This window comes from Bacteroides sp. AR20 (assembly GCF_964250605.1).
Taxonomy (GTDB): domain Bacteria; phylum Bacteroidota; class Bacteroidia; order Bacteroidales; family Bacteroidaceae; genus Bacteroides; species Bacteroides uniformis.
Window position 1 is genome coordinate 96,596 of the sequence record NZ_CAXUGK010000007.1, and the last position, 18,264, is coordinate 114,859.

General features: G+C 50.3%; 15 protein-coding genes. 5 read left to right on the forward strand and 10 right to left on the reverse strand.

Annotation, left to right across the window (positions count from 1 at the left end; translation table 11 throughout):
* Positions 1-91 precede the first annotated feature (91 nt).
* Complete coding sequence (locus ACESTD_RS05915) at positions 92-718, reverse strand: trimeric intracellular cation channel family protein (RefSeq protein ID WP_098032039.1); 627 nt, start codon at positions 716-718, stop codon at positions 92-94.
* A 145-nt stretch (positions 719-863) separates the two neighbouring features.
* Between ACESTD_RS05915 and ACESTD_RS05920 the strand changes: the two genes are divergently transcribed.
* The 5 genes from ACESTD_RS05920 (at position 864) to ACESTD_RS05940 (ending at position 8,266) form a co-directional block, all read left to right on the forward strand.
* Positions 864-1,958: a UDP-N-acetyl glucosamine 2-epimerase gene (locus tag ACESTD_RS05920; RefSeq protein ID WP_022401058.1), complete on the forward strand. Its 1,095-nt coding sequence runs from the start codon at positions 864-866 to the stop codon at positions 1,956-1,958.
* Between the two features lie 299 nt (positions 1,959-2,257).
* Entirely contained in the window at positions 2,258-4,843 is a 2,586-nt protein-coding gene (locus tag ACESTD_RS05925; protein WP_373158720.1) for a DUF5686 family protein, read from the forward strand.
* A 12-nt stretch (positions 4,844-4,855) separates the two neighbouring features.
* On the forward strand, positions 4,856-6,127 hold the full coding sequence (locus ACESTD_RS05930; protein ID WP_005828284.1) for a replication-associated recombination protein A: 1,272 nt from the start codon (positions 4,856-4,858) through the stop codon (positions 6,125-6,127).
* A 90-nt stretch (positions 6,128-6,217) separates the two neighbouring features.
* Positions 6,218-7,174 (forward strand): D-2-hydroxyacid dehydrogenase, encoded by a 957-nt coding sequence (locus ACESTD_RS05935; protein WP_005836435.1) that lies wholly within the window; start codon positions 6,218-6,220, stop codon positions 7,172-7,174.
* Between the two features lie 9 nt (positions 7,175-7,183).
* Positions 7,184-8,266, forward strand: a complete 1,083-nt coding sequence (locus ACESTD_RS05940; RefSeq protein WP_195288725.1) for an endonuclease/exonuclease/phosphatase family protein — start codon at positions 7,184-7,186, stop codon at positions 8,264-8,266.
* 261 nt (positions 8,267-8,527) lie between these two features.
* Here ACESTD_RS05940 and ACESTD_RS05945 read toward each other — a convergent pair whose 3' ends face one another.
* The 9 genes from ACESTD_RS05945 to ACESTD_RS05985 all read right to left on the reverse strand — a co-directional run bounded on the left by ACESTD_RS05945 (position 8,528) and on the right by ACESTD_RS05985 (position 18,251).
* On the reverse strand, positions 8,528-10,807 hold the full coding sequence (locus ACESTD_RS05945) for an ATP-binding protein (RefSeq protein WP_117713516.1): 2,280 nt from the start codon (positions 10,805-10,807) through the stop codon (positions 8,528-8,530).
* Positions 10,808-10,999: 192 nt separating this feature from the next.
* Positions 11,000-12,319: a Na+/H+ antiporter NhaA gene (gene nhaA / locus ACESTD_RS05950; RefSeq protein WP_005828276.1), complete on the reverse strand. Its 1,320-nt coding sequence runs from the start codon at positions 12,317-12,319 to the stop codon at positions 11,000-11,002.
* A gap of 39 nt (positions 12,320-12,358) precedes the next feature.
* Positions 12,359-14,140 (reverse strand): translation elongation factor 4, encoded by a 1,782-nt coding sequence (lepA, locus tag ACESTD_RS05955; RefSeq protein WP_138298241.1) that lies wholly within the window; start codon positions 14,138-14,140, stop codon positions 12,359-12,361.
* Positions 14,141-14,264: 124 nt separating this feature from the next.
* Positions 14,265-14,465 carry a winged helix-turn-helix domain-containing protein gene (locus ACESTD_RS05960; RefSeq protein ID WP_005828272.1) on the reverse strand — a complete coding sequence of 67 codons (201 nt, stop codon included), beginning with the start codon at positions 14,463-14,465 and terminating at the stop codon, positions 14,265-14,267.
* 150 nt (positions 14,466-14,615) lie between these two features.
* Positions 14,616-15,086, reverse strand: coding sequence for a C-GCAxxG-C-C family protein (locus tag ACESTD_RS05965; protein WP_035448282.1), 471 nt, complete (start codon positions 15,084-15,086; stop codon positions 14,616-14,618).
* Positions 15,083-15,847: an exodeoxyribonuclease III gene (locus ACESTD_RS05970; protein WP_035448280.1), complete on the reverse strand. Its 765-nt coding sequence runs from the start codon at positions 15,845-15,847 to the stop codon at positions 15,083-15,085. Before ACESTD_RS05970 ends, ACESTD_RS05965 begins: the two co-directional genes overlap by 4 nt.
* 29 nt (positions 15,848-15,876) lie before the next feature.
* Positions 15,877-17,142 (reverse strand): Nramp family divalent metal transporter, encoded by a 1,266-nt coding sequence (locus ACESTD_RS05975; RefSeq protein WP_005836422.1) that lies wholly within the window; start codon positions 17,140-17,142, stop codon positions 15,877-15,879.
* Positions 17,143-17,268: 126 nt separating this feature from the next.
* Positions 17,269-17,514, reverse strand: a complete 246-nt coding sequence (locus tag ACESTD_RS05980; protein WP_005828266.1) for a TIGR03905 family TSCPD domain-containing protein — start codon at positions 17,512-17,514, stop codon at positions 17,269-17,271.
* Positions 17,514-18,251, reverse strand: coding sequence for a YebC/PmpR family DNA-binding transcriptional regulator (locus tag ACESTD_RS05985; protein WP_005828265.1), 738 nt, complete (start codon positions 18,249-18,251; stop codon positions 17,514-17,516). Before ACESTD_RS05985 ends, ACESTD_RS05980 begins: the two co-directional genes overlap by 1 nt.
* Between the last annotated feature and the right edge of the window lie 13 nt (positions 18,252-18,264).

The window sequence follows — 18,264 nt, forward strand, 5'->3', positions numbered from 1 at the left end:
GGAATCTTATTTTTAACACCTGGAGTTCTTTTGCACATTGCCCGGAATTTCACCGGAAAATCCCTGAGATTCTCAGACAGCAGACAATGGACTACATTTCCCGCTCCTCCTCATTGCCCGAAAGGATAGGCAGGCAAATCCTATACTTCACCGCCAGTATGCGAGTAACGAACACCGTCACACCGCCCACAATCTGACACACGAAAGACTCCATCCCCAGAAGATGGCACATCCAGTAGAAGGTCCCTCCTACCACACAAGCCATCGCATAAATCTCCTTCCGGAATATCAGCGGAATTTCGTTGATGAATACGTCACGTATCACACCTCCCGCAGCCCCGGTGATGCTGCCCATAATGATGGCCACCCAAAAGGGATAGCCCAGCGCGATGCTCTTGCCCACGCCGACCACCGTGAACAGTGCCAGGCCAATACTGTCGAATATGAAGAACGTATTGTGCAGATGGATGAGATGTTTACCGAAGAGGATGACCCACAACAAGGCCAGTCCGGTACAAATCAAGTAAATGGGATCCGTCATCCAGCCCGGGGTGACGTCCAGCAACAGGTCGCGTATCGTACCGCCGCCAATGGCCGTCACAAAACCCACCACATACGCTCCAAACCAGTCGAACCGCTTGGCCGAGGCCAGGCGTATGCCACTGATGGCAAAGGCAAATGTGCCAATGAAATCGAGTATCTGAACAAATGTTGGCATTATCACTTTGAGAATTAAAAATTATAAATTAAACATTGAATAAGTGTGTATTTTCAACAGACACTCTGAAAATAATAGGCAAAGTAACAAATAATTTCCCTAAGAAAACGTATTTTTGTCGTATCATTTTTCACCAACTACGACAATGAGAATAACAATCGTATCGGGCGCACGCCCCAACTTCATGAAAATAGCCCCCATCTGCCGCGCCATCGACGCCGCCAGAGAGGCAGGAAAGAACATCTCCTACCGCATCGTCTACACCGGTCCGCAGGATGACACCAGCCTGGATGCCTCGCTCTTCTCCGACCTTTCCATGAGGAAACCGGATGCCTACCTCGGTGTCACCGGACACAACCACTCGCAGGTGGCAGCCTCCATCATGCTCGCCTTCGAGCGGGAGTTGGACGGGCATCCGGCACAAGTCGTACTGGTGGTAGATGACATGACCGCCACTATGAGCTGCTCCATCGTCGCCAAGAAGCGCGGACTGAAGGTGGCGCACGTCATAGCCGGCACACGCTCTTTCGACATGAACATGCCCCGCGAGGTGAACCGCACCATCGTGGACGCCATTTCCGACTATCTCTTCACCGCCGGCATGGTGGCCAACCGCAACCTCAATCAGGAGGGCATGATACCCGAATATATCCACTACGTGGGCAACATACTAATTGACACCATCCGTTTCAACCGCCACCGCCTGGTGCAGCCCATGTGGTTCTCCAGCCTCGGCCTGCGGAAAGGGAACTACCTGCTGCTCACCCTCAACCGCCGCGACCTGCTGGAGAAGAAAGCCGTACTGCACTCCCTGCTCCAGACCGTCATCGAGAAGGCCGGCGGCATGCCTATCGTCGCCCCGCTACACCCCTACGTGCAAAAGGCGGTGAAGTCGCTGGAAGTGAATGCTCCCAACCTGCACATCCTGCCTCCGCAGAGTTACCTGCACTTCGGATTCCTCATCAACCAGGCACGGGGCATCGTCACCGACTCGGGAAACATCGCCGAAGAAGCTACCTTCCTCGACGTCCCCTGCATCACCCTCAATACCTATGCCGAGCATCCCGAAACCTGGCGCATCGGTACCAACGAGCTGGTAGGCGAAAATTCCTTCGCCCTCTCCGCCTCGCTCGACAAGCTGCTGCACGGAGAATGGAAGCACACCACCCTGCCCGACCGCTGGGACGGACGAACGGCGGAACGCATCGTACAAACACTACTGAACGGCAACAATTCATAATCCTCCATAAACTCTATCCCAAGCTTGCAAACGTCTATCCCAAACCTACGGACGCTTATCCCAAGCTTGGGTCTTTCTATCCCAAGGCTTGGGATAGAACTTTCTCCATACGTCGTGCAACTTTATCCTTTATATCCGGCAACTTTTCTATAAGGATTCTGTACGTTTTTTATCTGTATCCGGCAAACAAGACATACGACTTTCACGTTCATTTAACCATATCTCCCGTTTCTTTAGTCTATATTTGCTTCTTGATTAACCTTAATTTGTTAACTTTGCGCCCGAATTATCTGTAACTTATGAAGCAAAGATATACAATTTACGCCCTTTTCCTGCTGTCACTGTTCGTCTCCATCAGCGCATCCGCCCAGATAAAGGGTGTCATCACAGACTCCCTCACGAACGAACCGCTGATGTATATCACCGTACAGTATGAAGGGAAAGGTGTAGGCGGCATCTCCAACGCAAACGGTGAATACCAGGTGGAAACCCGCAAAGGCTGGGATGAGCTGACGTTCTCCGCCGTAGGCTATATCACCAAGAAAGTAAAACTGAAACCCGGCACCCGGGTGCTGAACGTCAAACTGCAATCGGATGACATCATGCTCTCCGAGGTCGTCGTGAAGCCCAAGAAGGAGAAATATTCCCGCAAGAACAACCCCGCCGTGGAGTTTATGAAGAAGGTCATCGAGAACAAGAAGGCCCTGAAACTGGAAGAGAACGACTACTATCAGTATCAGAAATATGAAAAGATGAAGATGTCGCTCAACGATGTCACCCCCGACAAAATGGAGAAAGGTATTTACAAGAAATTCTCCTTCTTCAAAGACCAGGTGGAGGTATCGCCCAAGACCAACAAGATGATTCTACCCATCTCCATCAAGGAGACGGCGAGCAAGACCATTTTCCGTAAAAGCCCCAAGAGCGAAAAGACCATCATCGAAGGCATGAACTCCACTGGTATCGAAGAGTTCTTCAACACCGGAGACATGCTGGGGACCATCCTTACGGACGTATTCTCCGACATCAACATCTACGACGACGACATCCGCCTGCTGCAACGCCGCTTCGTCAGCCCCATCGGCCGCGGAGCCATCAGCTTCTACAAATACTACTTGATGGACACGCTCATGGTGGATAGGCAGGAGTGCGTGCACCTCACCTTCGTTCCCCAGAACCCGCAGGACTTCGGTTTCACGGGGCACCTCTACGTGGTGAAGGACTCCACCTATGCCGTGAAGAAATGTACCATGAACCTGCCCAAGAAGACGGGTGTCAACTTCGTGGAAAACCTCGACATCGTGCAGCAGTTCGAACAACTGCCCGACGGAAACTGGGTGCTGACCGATGACGACATGACCGTGGAACTGCACTTTGTGAAAGGCATCCAAGGCCTGGAAGTACAGCGGACCACCAAGTACAGCGACTATCAGTTCACAGAGATAGAACCCCGCCTCTTCCGCCTGAAAGGAAATGTCATCAAGGAGGCGAACATGCTTGCCAAGAGCGACGAGTATTGGGCGAAAGTGCGCCAAGTGCCTCTCACCAAGAAGGAGAGCACGATGGACGTATTCATGAACCGTATCGAACAGATTCCCGGCTTCAAGTACGTCATCTTCGGAGCGAAAGCCTTGATTGAGAACTTCGTGGAAACGGGCAGCAAGAAACATCCCAGTAAGTTCGACTTCGGTCCTATCAATACAATGATAACCAGCAACTACGTCAACGGCACCCGTTTCCGTCTGAGCGGTATGACAACCGGTAACCTCGACCCGCATTGGAGCCTGAGCGGTTACGGCGCCTACGGAACCAAGGACAAGAAATGGTTCTACTCCGGGCAGGTGGCCTACTCCTTCAACAAACGCGAATACGTATTGTGGGAGTTCCCGAAGCACTACATCGCCTTCAAGTACACCTACGACGTGATGTCTCCCATGGACAAGTACCTCGCCACGGACAAGGACAACTTATTTGTCGGCTGGAAATGGACCACGGTAGACCAGATGTCCTACATGCGCGATGCCACGCTGACCTACGAGCTGGAAACCAATACCGGCTTCTCCGTACAGGCCATGGCACGCCACCGCAACGACCAGCCTGCGGGGCAACTGCAATACTGGAAGAACAACGGAGAAACACCCGGACAGTGGGATGAAAAGAATACGCTGGTGCACGACATCACCACTACCGAGCTGGGTGTGACCCTGCGTTACGCTCCCGGCGAAACCTTCGTCAACACCAAACAGCGCCGCGTGCCCGTATCGTTGGATGCGCCCACCTTCACCCTCTCCCACACCGCCGGATTCAAGGGCGTGCTGGGTGGAGAGTACAACTTCAACCTGACGGAAGCCAGCATCCGGAAGCGCTTCTGGCTCGGCTCGTGGGGCAAGCTGGACGTAACGGCACGTGCCGATGCGCAATGGAACACCGTTCCCTTCCCCCTGCTGAACCTACCGATGGCAAACCTCTCGTACATCACGCAGAACAACGAGTCCTTCAACCTCATCAACAACATGGAGTTCCTGAACGACCGTTACGCCTCCCTCAACCTAAGCTACGACATGAACGGAAAACTCTTCAACCGCATCCCGCTCATCAAGAAGCTGAAGTGGCGTGAGATGTTCCGCATCCGTGGTCTGTGGGGCACGCTGACGGACAAGAACAACCCATACAAGAGCAACAATCCCGACTTGTTCCTCTTCCCCATGCGCGACGGTGTACCCACCAGCCACGTCATGGGCAAGACTCCCTATGTGGAAGCCAGTGTAGGTATCTACAATATCTTCAAGCTGCTCCACATAGAATATGTACGCCGACTGACCTATACGGATATACCGGGAGTGAAGAAGGGCGGTATACGCTTCATGATATTAATGATTTTTTAAGAGTTACATACTATGCAACCATTAGCAGAACGGCTTAGACCAAGAACATTAGATGAATATATCGGTCAGAAACATTTAGTGGGACCGGGTGCAGTGCTGCGTAAGATGATTGATGCAGGACGTATCTCTTCGTTTATCTTATGGGGCCCTCCGGGAGTGGGAAAGACAACCCTGGCACAGATTATCGCCAACAAGCTGGAAACCCCTTTCTATACACTTAGTGCCGTGACCAGCGGTGTGAAGGATGTACGCGACGTGATAGAGCGTGCCAAGAGCAACCGCTTCTTCTCGCAAGCCAGTCCCATCCTCTTCATCGACGAGATACACCGTTTCAGCAAGTCGCAGCAAGACTCGCTGTTGGGAGCCGTGGAGCAAGGCACCGTGACGCTGATAGGTGCCACCACGGAGAACCCTTCGTTCGAGGTCATCCGCCCGCTGCTGTCCCGCTGCCAGCTCTATACCCTGAAGTCACTGGAGAAGGACGACCTGCTGGAACTGCTGCAACGCGCCATCACCACGGACACCGTGCTGAAGGAACGGAAAATAGAACTGAAAGAAACCACTGCCATGCTCCGCTTCAGCGGAGGAGACGCCCGCAAGCTGCTCAACATCCTCGAACTGGTGATAGATTCCGAAGCCACCGACCCTGTCCTCATCACCGACGACATGGTGACCGAACGCCTGCAACAGAACCCTCTTGCCTACGATAAGGACGGCGAGATGCACTACGACATCATCTCCGCCTTCATCAAATCCATTCGCGGCAGCGACCCGGACGGTGCCATCTACTGGCTGGCGCGCATGGTCGAAGGAGGTGAAGACCCTGCCTTCATAGCCCGCCGCCTCGTCATCTCCGCCTCCGAAGACATCGGACTGGCCAACCCCAACGCACTGCTGCTTGCCAACGCCTGCTTCGACACGCTGATGAAAGTGGGATGGCCCGAAGGACGCATCCCCCTGGCAGAAGCCACCATATACCTTGCCACAAGCCCCAAGAGCAATTCAGCCTACATGGCCATCAACAATGCCCTGGAACTGGTACGCGAAACGGGCAACCTCCCCGTCCCCCTGCACCTGCGCAACGCCCCTACCAAGCTGATGAAGCAGTTGGGCTACGGCGAGAAGTACAAGTACGCTCACGACTACCCCGGCAACTTCGTCAAGCAGCAATTCCTGCCCGACGAACTGAAAGACCGCCGCATCTGGGAACCACAACTCAACCCTGCCGAGCAGAAGCACAAGGAACGGATGCAGCAACTCTGGGGAGAGGAAAAGAAATGGTAAACTATCAATTAAAATTAAAAATTAAAAGTTAGAGATTAAAAGTCGGATACAGAAAATCCCCACAACAAATAACTTATAACTCATAACTCCATGAATATAGTAGTATTAGACGGCTATGCCGCCAACCCCGGCGACCTCTGCTGGGACGAATTGCAAGCCTTGGGCGAGTGCACCATCTACGACCGCACCGCCCCTGCGGAAGTATTGGAACGCGCTGCTGGTGCAGAAATCCTGCTGACCAACAAAACTGTACTCACCGCTGAACACATGGCGGCACTGCCCGAACTGAAGTATATCGGTGTGCTGGCCACCGGATATAACATCGTAGACACCACTGCCGCCAAAGAACGCGGAATCATCGTCACCAATATTCCCGCCTACAGCACCGACTCCGTAGCCCAAATGGTCTTTGCCCACATCCTAAACATCACCCAGCAAGTGCAACACCACTCCGAAGAGGTGCACCGGGGCCGCTGGACAGCAAGCAAGGACTTCTGTTTCTGGGACACGCCGCTCATCGAACTGCGCGAAAAGAAGCTCGGAATCGTAGGCCTGGGCCACACCGGTTTCACCACCGCCCGCATCGCCATCGGCTTCGGTATGAAGGTATGTGCCTACACCTCCAAGACCAACTTCCAGCTTCCTCCCGAAATCCGCAAGATGGAGCTGGACGAGCTGTTCCGCGAATGTGACATCATCAGCCTGCACTGTCCCCTCACCGACTCCACCCGCGAGATGGTAAATGCAGAACGGCTCCGACTGATGAAGCCCACCGCCATCCTCATCAATACCGGACGCGGCCCGCTCATCAACGAACAAGACCTTGCCGACGCACTTAACAACGGTACCATCTATGCCGCCGGCGTAGACGTACTCTCGCAAGAACCTCCCCGTGCCGACAATCCGTTGCTCTCCGCCCGCAACTGCTACATCACTCCGCACATTGCCTGGGCAAGCACCGCCGCGCGCGAACGCCTCATGCAGATTATGCTCGAGAACATCAAGGCCTACCAAGACGGCAAGCCGGTGAACGTAGTGAATAAATAAGCAAACAACATGGGAAAGTCCGCCGTAAAAGGTCTGTTCTACATCTGTCTGATAGCAGCGACATTCGTCTTGGCCACCATCACCATAGTGGCAGCCTTCTCAGGAAATGTAGCTCCGGTCGATTCCGTCATCATGCCATTACTGGGGCTGGCAGTGCCCGTACTCCTGATTGTCAATCTGATAACGGCACTCTGCTGGGCATTGGCCCGTAAGCGCTGGGCACTGGTTCCGCTGGTGGCATTCTTCTGCAACTGGGGATATCTGACGTCTGTCTTCCAGCTCCACCTGCCGAAAGACAAGACCCCGGCAGGCAAGTATCTGAAGATAGCCACCTACAACATACACAACTTTGGAGGTGAGATTACCGGTTATTCCTGCAAGGAGATAGCCCGGTACATGCAGCAGGAGGGCGTGGATGTGCTGTGCTTCCAGGAGTTCGGAGACAACAGCGACTTCCCCACGGACAGCATACGGCGCATACTCTCGCATTGGTCACACGCGCTCATCCCTTCCGAAGACTCCAAGGGCGTACTGCCTATCGCCGTATTCAGCCGCTATCCATTGGCGAACTACCGTTTCATCACTTACCAGCAAAGCTCCAACTGTAGCATGATGTGCGATGTAGCGATGGGTACGGATACCATACGTCTGATAAACAACCACCTGCAGACCACCAGCGTCAGCCAGAAGCGCAGGAAGTGGGAACGCGAGCTGGCCACCGACGACACCCGCCGCGAAGTCCAGGCAGCCAAAGATGCCGCAGGCACCCTGCACGAAAACTTCATGAAGCGGGCCACGCAGACTTACGTCATCAGTCACTACGCTAAGACCAGCCCCTATCCCGTGCTGCTATGCGGCGACTTCAACTCAATACCTTCCTCCTACACCTACCATCATTTGAGGAAAACCCTCAAAGACGGATTCCGCACTGCCGGAAACGGATACATGTACACCTACCGCTATGCCAAACGCATGTTGCGTATTGATTACATCTTCCACTCCCCTAGCCTGAAGGGTATCGAATACTACTCTCCGGACCTGGATTTGTGCAGCGACCACAATCCAGTGATTATGGAGGTTGAAATACAATAAAGTAAAGAAAGCCAAAAATAATAAGGGCTGTCCCGGAAATCCCGTACCAGCAGCATCGTCAGTATGCCCCCACTTTCTTTAACATAATCTCTTTTAAATTAGCTCCTTAAAACGTTATATGTCTCAAAATAAAGGCAATAGTACGCAAAATTATATATAAAGCCATTACATTACGATTACAAATTTTAAGAACTTGCATGGTCTTTTTCATTGAAAGGAGGGAGAAGGAAGATGAAGGGAGGCAGAGGGAGTTATCAGGATTTATTCAATACAAGGCAGTACCACTGTGAAACGGCTTCCACGGCCTTCCTCGGACTGGAGTTCGATGCGTCCTCCCATCTTTTCGACAATGAGCACACAGATGGACAAGCCCAGCCCGACGCCTTGGGAAAACTCGCTGCGCTTGTAGAAACGCTCGAAAATCATCTTCTGCTCGCTGTGCGGAATGCCTATGCCGGTGTCTTCCACATAAAGATGTACCTCGCTCATGCCGGACGGACAGCAATACCCCAGCCGGATGCTGCCTCCTTTCGTAAACTTGTTGGCATTGTTCAGGAAGTTGGTGAGTACCTGTGTCAGTCGCATGGGGTCTACATTCACCTGCACATCTTCGGGAGGGAAATCCTTGAGGAACTGCAACGGCGGCCGGATAAGCAGGCTATGCGTCTGATAGACGTCATCGAGCAACCGGCACACGCTCTCCCGCTGAAAGGTGAACGAGAGGTTACCCGACTCGATGCGCGACAGTTCCAGCACATCGCCCACCAGCTTCAGCAGCAGTTTGGTATTGGTGTTGATAATGTCCACAAACTCCTGCCGCTCTTCGTTTGAAAACTCCGGCTCATTGGCCAGCATGTCCGAGAAGCCGACAATGGCATTGAGCGGAGTGCGGATCTCGTGGCTCATGTTGTTGAGGAACGACTGTTTCAGCTCGGCCTGCTCTGCCAGCTCGCGAGCTTGGATAAGCTCTTGTTCGTGGTCCTTCACCTCCTGGATATTCCGTAGCAGTCCGGTTATGACAGTCCCGTGTCCGGGAGCGTGAATGGTATTGTAGCTGAACTCCCACCACTGGAACTCGCCGCTAAAACTGCAACGGTATTGCCCCTTATGACGGCTCTGCACGTGCCTTGCCCCTACGTTCTTATGGAAAGCGGGCAAATCGTCGGGATGGATATAGGGAATGATTTCATCCAAGCGGAAGTGTCCGTGGGGGCGGTGGATAAGTTCGCAGAACTGCAAGTCGCAGGAAACGGAATCGCCTTCCAGCCGCCAGGCATATGCCGAACTCCCTTCGATGGCAAGGCAAAGGGTTTCGTGTTCGTAGAGCAGGGTTTGCAGTGCCTCACGCTTGTGCCTGCGTTCGCGCAACAAGCTGAAAGCCAGCAGGGCTATTACCATCAGGATGAGGATAGCGCCCAGAAAAGAACTGAAAATGATAGGATAGTGATATCGTTCCGAAAAGGGGATATACATCACTGTGTATGCTGCCGGGATGTTCTCAAGCGGAATCCCGTACTTCTGCAACGCATGCCAGTTCAGCACATACTGCTTGGCACACTCCGTCACCGGTCTCTGGGGCGTCTTCCCTTCAAGGCGTTCCTTGATGCCGTCTGCCATATACCTTATCTGGCTTTCCAGCGGAGTGAAATATCCGCCTATCATGTAGTCCACAAAGCCAAAGCCCTCATTGACGGTCTGAAAGGTGGGCCCCTCGAAGAGCGTGGCAACCCGCTTGGTGGTATAGTCGCGTTTGGTATAAAGCAACATCGTGTTTTCGCCGCGTCCCAACCACATCAGGCGGCGCATATCCACAGAGTCGCTCACCATGCGCACAATCATCGTGGAATCCAGCAATACGTTTATGTTCTGCCGCTTCAGGATGGGACTGACAGTTTCCCCTTCACGCACGCGGTGATAAGAAAAACCGGCAAAGTGGGCGCCTTCGTTGGAGGTCACGATGTTGAAACCCTGCCCCTCGCACTGTTCCTTCAGTGCCTGCCATATCTTGCGGTCCAAAAAGGTCAGACCGTTCATCAGGCAGATGCGCGACTTACCCATGATGCTCTCTACCATGCGGATGGTACGTAGATAGTCGGGCATGTCGGCATAGCCCGTGACGTTGGGGTATTGCCGCAGCAAGGGGAAGTTGGGATAGTTCACGCCGCTGAACACTACGGGTATCTTATGTGCCACGGGATGCCCGCAGGCCATCAGTGCATAGGTTGCCTGGTCGTCAAGCACCGCCACCAGTTCGGCGCCCCAGACAGAGAGGTCATCAAGGAAAGCAGACATCCGGCGATTCTCCGACTGCTCCATGTAGCGGTCGCAATCCAGATAATACTCACGGATGTCACACTTCATACCGAGACGGCGGAACTCTTTCTGTAACAGTTCCAAAGCTTTGTGGGCGGGAGGATAGCCCGGCTCGAAGGAATGTATCAGCGCGACGCGACGCGTCTCCGCATGGGCGGGGCAGGCACACCACACGAGGCAAAGGGAAAGCGTCAATATATATACGGCAACTACCGTTGTTTGCTTCATATCCGGAAGGTCCTTTTCGACTTGTATCAGCAAAGATACGAATGTTTTTTAAGAATAATGGACTATTTCTTCTGTTTCTGTAACAAAGAATACGTTTTCTTAAATCATTGACACATCCCAACTTATCTTTCAGAGGATTTACCGAATATCCCTAAAGAACCGATTCTTCGTCCAGTATTCCAAAGTGGAGATCTATTTGTTCTTAACCTTCGGCAACACCGCATTCAGTACCATATATCCCAACATACCGGCAACAATCGTTCCCAGCAATACACCAAACTTCGCCTGGTTCAGCAGATCCGGATATTCTCCTGCAAAAGAAAGGTTGGCAATAAATAAAGATACCGTAAAGCCAATACCCCCCAACAAGGATACTCCGGCAACACTTCTCCAATTCATTCCCGGAGGCATTGAGGACAAACCACTCTTGACCGCCAGCCAGGTAAACAGAAAAATACCGATAAACTTGCCAAGAAGCAATCCTGCAGCCACCGCTATACTAACAGCTCCAACAACGCCACCGCCTCCACTGAACACCACACCGGCATTGGCAAAGGCAAAGAGCGGCAGTATCACAAAGTTTACCGCACCATGCAAATTGTCTTCCAGGGATTGCAAAGGACTAATTACATGATCAGAAGCGCGCTCCACTTGTTTTAGAGTGGCAATCTGCTCATTGGTCAATATAATATTATCTGATTTGGTAACCGGAAAATCACCGATAATGTCGCGGATGCGTTTAATGTATTTCCCGGCATCCAAACGGGGACGGGCCGGTATTACAAAGGCCAGTATCACTCCGGAAATAGTGCTGTGAATGCCCGACTGAAGGAACAAATACCAAATAATTACCCCGATAAGCAGGAAGAATATCTTCTGTGTCATACCGAATTTCCCCATATAGTAAAGGAAGAAATAAAGGACAGCAGCTACAATAAGATATCCGTATGCCACTTCGGAACTATAGAAAATGGCAATAACCAGAATGCCGCCAATATCATCGACCACTGCAAATGCCGTCAGGAAAATTTTCAGGCTCAAAGGCACCCGTTTACCCAGCAGACTGAGTACACCCAATGAAAAAGCAATATCCGTAGCCATCGGTATAGCCATACCGCGCGTTTCCGGAGTACCCTGAACGACCAAAAGTGAATAGACAATGACCGGCACCAGCATACCGCCACATGCCGCTACAAAGGGTAAAGAGGCCTTACGAAAGGAAGAAAGTTCACCCACCAGCAGTTCCCGCTTTATCTCCAACCCCACGGCCAGAAAGAAAACAGTCATCAGGCAGTCGTTTATAAACTCAATCATTTTCAATGGATGACCGCCATGGGAGAACAAGTTGAAGTCTCCGATGCGCAGATGCAGTTCCTGCAAAAGAAAGCCCTGATACAACGGAGCCATTGGTGAATTAGCAATAACGGCCGCCAAAATAGCCATCAAAAACAGCAAGATGCTCGCCGCTATATTCAGCGACGAGAAGTTTTTCACAGTACGTAAAATAATCATAAAGAAGTATATTTGATTTAAGATTTCATCCTTTCGACATCAATCCAGCTTCAAGACTGCCAGGAACGCTTTCTGAGGTACCTCCACATTACCAATCTGTTTCATACGCTTCTTACCTCTCTTCTGTTTCTCAAGCAATTTTCGTTTACGGCTCACGTCACCTCCATAACATTTGGCCGTTACGTCCTTACGCACAGCCTTAATCGTTTCCCGGGAAATAATCTTGGCACCGATAGCAGCCTGAATGGCGATATCGAACTGCTGTCTCGGAATCAGGTCTTTCAACTTCTCGCACATCCGGCGTCCCAATTCGTAGGCATTGTCAAAGTGTGTCAAGGTAGAAAGAGCATCCACCGGCTCACCGTTCAGCAAAATATCCAGCTTCACCAGTTTGGAAGGGCGGAAACCGTGGGGATGATAGTCAAAAGAGGCATATCCCTTGGAGATACTCTTCAATTTATCATAAAAATCGATGACTATTTCGCCAAGAGGCATGTCATAGTATATTTCTACGCGGTTACCTGAAATATATTCCTGCTTCACCAGCTCGCCACGCTTGCCCAGGCAAAGAGTCATGATAGGACCGATGTAATCAGTGGTGGTAATCACCGAAGCACGGATATAGGGCTCCTCAATACGGTCTATCATGGTAGGGTCGGGCATGCTGCCGGGGTTATGCACTTCGGTCATATTTCCCTGCTTGTCATAGATATTGTAGGAAACGTTGGGCACGGTGGTGATAACGTTCATGTCAAATTCGCGGTCAAGGCGTTCCTGCACAATCTCCATATGGAGCAGCCCAAGGAAACCGCAACGGAAACCAAAGCCCAAAGCCAATGAAGACTCAGGCTGGAAAGTCAGCGAAGCATCATTCAACTGCAGCTTCTCCAAAGAAGAACGCAAGTCCTCGAAATCTTCTGCCTCGATGGGGTACACACCGGCAAAAACCATCGGCTTTACCTCCTCAAAACCGGCGATAGCCTCTTCGCAAGGACGGGCAATATGCGTAATCGTATCACCCACTTTCACTTCCTTCGAGGTTTTGATACCCGAGATGATATAGCCCACATCCCCCGTACGCAACTCCGGACGTGGCATCATTTCCATTTTGAGCACTCCGATTTCATCCGCATCATATTCCTTGCCTGTATTGAAGAATTTCACTTTATCCCCTTTACGAATCACACCGTTCACTATCTTGAAATATGCAATGATACCACGAAAAGAATTGAAGACAGAATCGAAAATCAACGCCTGCAACGGAGCTTCCTCGTCACCCTCCGGATGAGGGATACGCTCAATGACCGCAGCCAGAATCTCTTCCACTCCCATGCCTGTTTTGCCGGAAGCACGGATAATTTCATCACGCTTGCAACCCAACAGTTCAACGATTTCGTCCTCCACTTCCTCGGGCATGGCGCTTGCCATGTCACATTTGTTGATGACGGGGATAATCTCCAAATCATGCTCAATCGCCATATAGAGGTTTGAAATGGTCTGCGCCTGCACTCCTTGCGAAGCATCTACAATAAGCAAGGCTCCTTCACAAGCGGCGATGGAACGTGACACCTCGTACGAGAAGTCCACGTGTCCCGGAGTGTCTATCAAGTTCAGAATATACTTTTCACCTTTATAGGTATACTCCATTTGTATGGCATGGCTCTTGATGGTGATACCTCTTTCCTTCTCAAGGTCCATGTCATCCAGCATCTGTCCGTTAGTTACTTGTATAGTATTGGTAAATTCCAGCAGACGGTCTGCCAAGGTTGATTTACCGTGGTCGATATGGGCAATAATGCAAAAATTTCGTATATTCTTCATTGTCAATAACTATCTATTAATTGGGTGCGCAAAGATAATGAAAACAGAGCAAATAAAAAAAATGCGTTGATAACATATTCATGTACCAACGCATCTTTTTATAACATTCCAATCAATTCCTCGCTTAGTTCAGCTTTACAAACAATTCGCCTTCCACTTCAGAAGTAGAAACCTTGTCTTCTCTTAACAACCAGCCCAATCCCAGGAAGAAGTCCTTGTCAATCAGTTTAGTTGCTTTCTTGATTTGCTTGTGAGTCAAGCCATCTGTGCCATTCAGTGCAGTCCAAATCTGTCCTGCAACATTACCAGCTTTTTCTTTTAACATTTCTATTTGCTTTTAGTTAAACGTTATCCTCATCTCCAAAGATAGAGATGTCGGTGTTTTTATATCGCTGCAAAGATAGGTATATTTATGTTATACAACACGTTATTAGGCACTTTTTTTCTTACTAAGGGGTAAAAAAGTTCTTTTTTCTTACTTTGAGGACATTTTTTCCAGGTATTCGGTCCAAATTTGGGCAGCTACCTCTACCATCCTGGCACACGGGCGTTTAGCATAATACTGCTCGGTACGGGCTTCCGGAACGGACGAACCTTCCGGTTTTCTCAACCCCAACAATTCAGCACATATCAAAGAGCCGTTTCGTTTCTTGAACTCAGCAGCCAGCTCCTGCACCAACGCATAGTTTGCCGCCTTACCTTCACGGTCCTTGCCTTCCACAGCTCCTTTTTCCAATCCGGCCAATAGGAACATGCCGCATGCAGCACCGCATGTCTGCCTCATACGACCTATGCCACCACCAAAAGAGGCGGACATCCGGAAAGCCTGCTCTTCTGTAAAGCCATACATATCTGCAAAAGCTCCCACCACCGACTGCGAGCAGTTATAGCCACTCTTGAAAAGCTCCACAGCTTTTTCGATTCTGCCTTTTGTTTCCATAATCATTCTGTAATTTCCAACAACATCGGGCAATGGTCCGAGTGGACAACGTCACCCAATATTCTCGCCTCCTTCAACATCGGACGCACCGGCTCACTCACCATGCAATAATCAATACGCCACCCTTTGTTCTTGGCACGTGAGTTAAAGCGATAGCTCCACCACGTGTATTCCTGCTTGTCGGGATGAAGCCAACGGAAGGAATCTATGAATCCCGCATTGAGAAAGCGCGTCATCCACTCCCGCTCTTCTGGCAAAAAGCCGCTGTTGGTGGCATTCCTGACAGGGTCATGAATATCTATTGCCTCATGGCAGATATTATAATCACCGCAAAGAATAAGGTTAGGACGCGTACGTTCCAACTCCAATACATACTCTTGGAATTTCTCCAACCAGACCATCTTGAAGGCCTGGCGTTCGTCGCCGCTGGTACCGGAAGGATGATAAACACTCACAACGGACACATCACCGAAGTCGGCACGGATAAAGCGCCCTTCGTTATCATATTCTTCAATGCCCATGCCGTACTCCACATGGTCCGGTTCTTGCTTGCTCAGAATAGCGACTCCACTATACCCCTTCTTCTGTGCAGAATATAGGTAATGCTTATACCCCAAAGCATCCAGCGCCTCCGCCGGATACTGTTCCGGTTGCAGCTTTGTTTCCTGCAAACAAAGCACATCCGGCTGCTCTTGTGCCAGCCACTCGGGAAAACCTTTTGTCACGGCAGCCCTCAGCCCATTTACGTTATATGTAATAATCTTCATACTTATTTGATTTCTTAGAAATGAATTATTCAAGATGTCAACTCGGATACCAGCAGCATGATATTCAGCACAGTGACCACCGCAGCAATGGCGTAAAGTACAAATGTACTCCATTTACTGTTTACATACTGCCCCATCACTTTGCGTGAAGAAGTCAGTCCCACTTGCAGGAAAACCGTAAACGGCAGCTGGATGCTCAGTATCATCTGTGAAATCAGCAGTCCTTTGAACGGGTCTCCGATAAAGAAAATCAGCAGCAGTGCAATACCCAATGACAGAATCACACCCACCTGCGAGTGACTGTCTTTGATATGATAGGATTCTCCGAAAATACCGGCAAAGATAGAACCTGCCGCCATACCACTGGTTATCGTGGAAGATATACCCGCCATCAGTAATGCCAATGCAAAAACCACGGCAGCACTGTTCCCCAGCAACGGCTCCAGCAAGGATTTGGCCTGCTGCAACTCTTCCACCTGAATACCGCTTTTAAAGAAAGTTGCCGCAGCCAGCAGTATCATGGCACTGTTGATGGCCCATCCCACAATCATAGAGAACAGCGTGTCGAACAATTCATATTTCAACACCTTACGGATGGATGCATCATCTTTCTTATTATATTCATGGCTCTGTATCACTTCCGAGTGCAGAAACAGATTATGCGGCATCACCACCGCACCGAGTACACTCATGATAATCAGCATGCTCCCATGCGGGAACGAAGGTGTCACCCACCCTTGTGCGGCCAGCGGCCAATCTATCTTCACCAGAAACAGCTCATAGATAAAGGAGAGCCCGATGACCGAAACAAAAGCAATGATGGAACGTTCTATCTTCTTGTAGGAATTAGTGAAAAGCATGACGACTACAAATACGGTAGTCAAGATAGAGCCCCATATGATGGGAATGTCAAACAGCATCTGCAAAGCGATGGCACCTCCCAATATCTCTGCCAGCGAAGTCGAGATGGAAGCCAGCACTGCTGTACCCAATATGGGACGCGACACCCAGGAAGGAGTATATTTGGTAGCGGCTTCGGACAAGCACAAGCCGGTTACAATGCCAAGATGCGCCACATTATGCTGCAATACAATCAGCATGATAGTGGATAAAGTCACGACCCACAGCAATGAATAGCCAAATTCAGACCCTGCCGCAAAATTAGATGCCCAGTTCCCCGGGTCAATAAAGCCCACAGTCACCAGCAGTCCGGGACCTATATATTTAAAAACGTCCAGACCGCCCAGATAGCGTTTGTGGTCTCTCCGTTTCAAGTCTTTAAAAATATTCTTCATTGTGTCTGTTCAATTAAGAGCGTAAAAATACTCAAATAATAACAAATACCTCCATGTTAGGTTCAAAAAAAGCCCCTGGCATCTTTCAATGTCAGGGGCTCTCATCCATTCTTTCAGGCAGGAGGCTCAATACCCCATCTCGTGCAATGCCTTGCACAATTGGTCGGGGCAGGAAGTGGAACGTCTTCCGCAGCGAATTCCTTCCAAACGAGCAATCACCGCATCTACCGGCATGCCTTTCACCAAACGTGAAAGTCCTTGCAGGTTTCCATTACATCCACCCCAAAATGCCACTTCTTTCACAATACCATCTTCCACATCCAGTTCGATGTTACTGCTACACGTACCTTGCGTCTTGTATGTATATGTCATTATTCTCCGCCTTCTTCCGGTTTCATGTTAGTATAAACCGTCTGTACATCATCAAACTCTTCGAGACGCTCTATCATCTTGTCGATGGTTTCGCGTTGCTCGGGAGTCACATCCTTCATATCGTTCGGGATATAGGTAAACTCACCGCCGACATCTTCAAAACCGCACTCTTCCAAATGTTTCTGGATAGCTGCATAGCTTTTCGGATCACCATAAATAGTGATAGTACCTTCTTCTTCATCCTCTTCGTAGTCTTCCTCTACGTCATAGTCTATCAAGTCAAGAATGAGTTCCTCCATATCGATACCGTCTTTCTTCTTGAAAGTGAACACACACTTGTGGTCAAACAAGAAAGCCAGTGAACCCATTGTTCCCAAGTTACCGCCGAACTTATTGAATACGGAACGCACATCGGCTACTGTACGGGTAGTGTTATCGGTCAGTGTATCCACAAAAACAGCTACACCGTGAGGACCGTATCCTTCATAAGTCATACCCTTATAGTCGCTCTGGTCCTTACCCATCGCATTTTTGATAGCACGTTCAATATTATCCTTCGGCATGTTTTCACGCTTACAAGTAGCGATAACCGAACGCAGTGTCGGGTTGTTTTCCGGCTCCGGACCACCGGCCTTCACCGCAATAGCAATTTGTTTACCCAGTCTTGTAAAGGTCTTTGCCATGTGACCCCATCTTTTCAATTTGGCAGCTTTTCTATATTCAAACGCTCTTCCCATTGGAACTGTATTT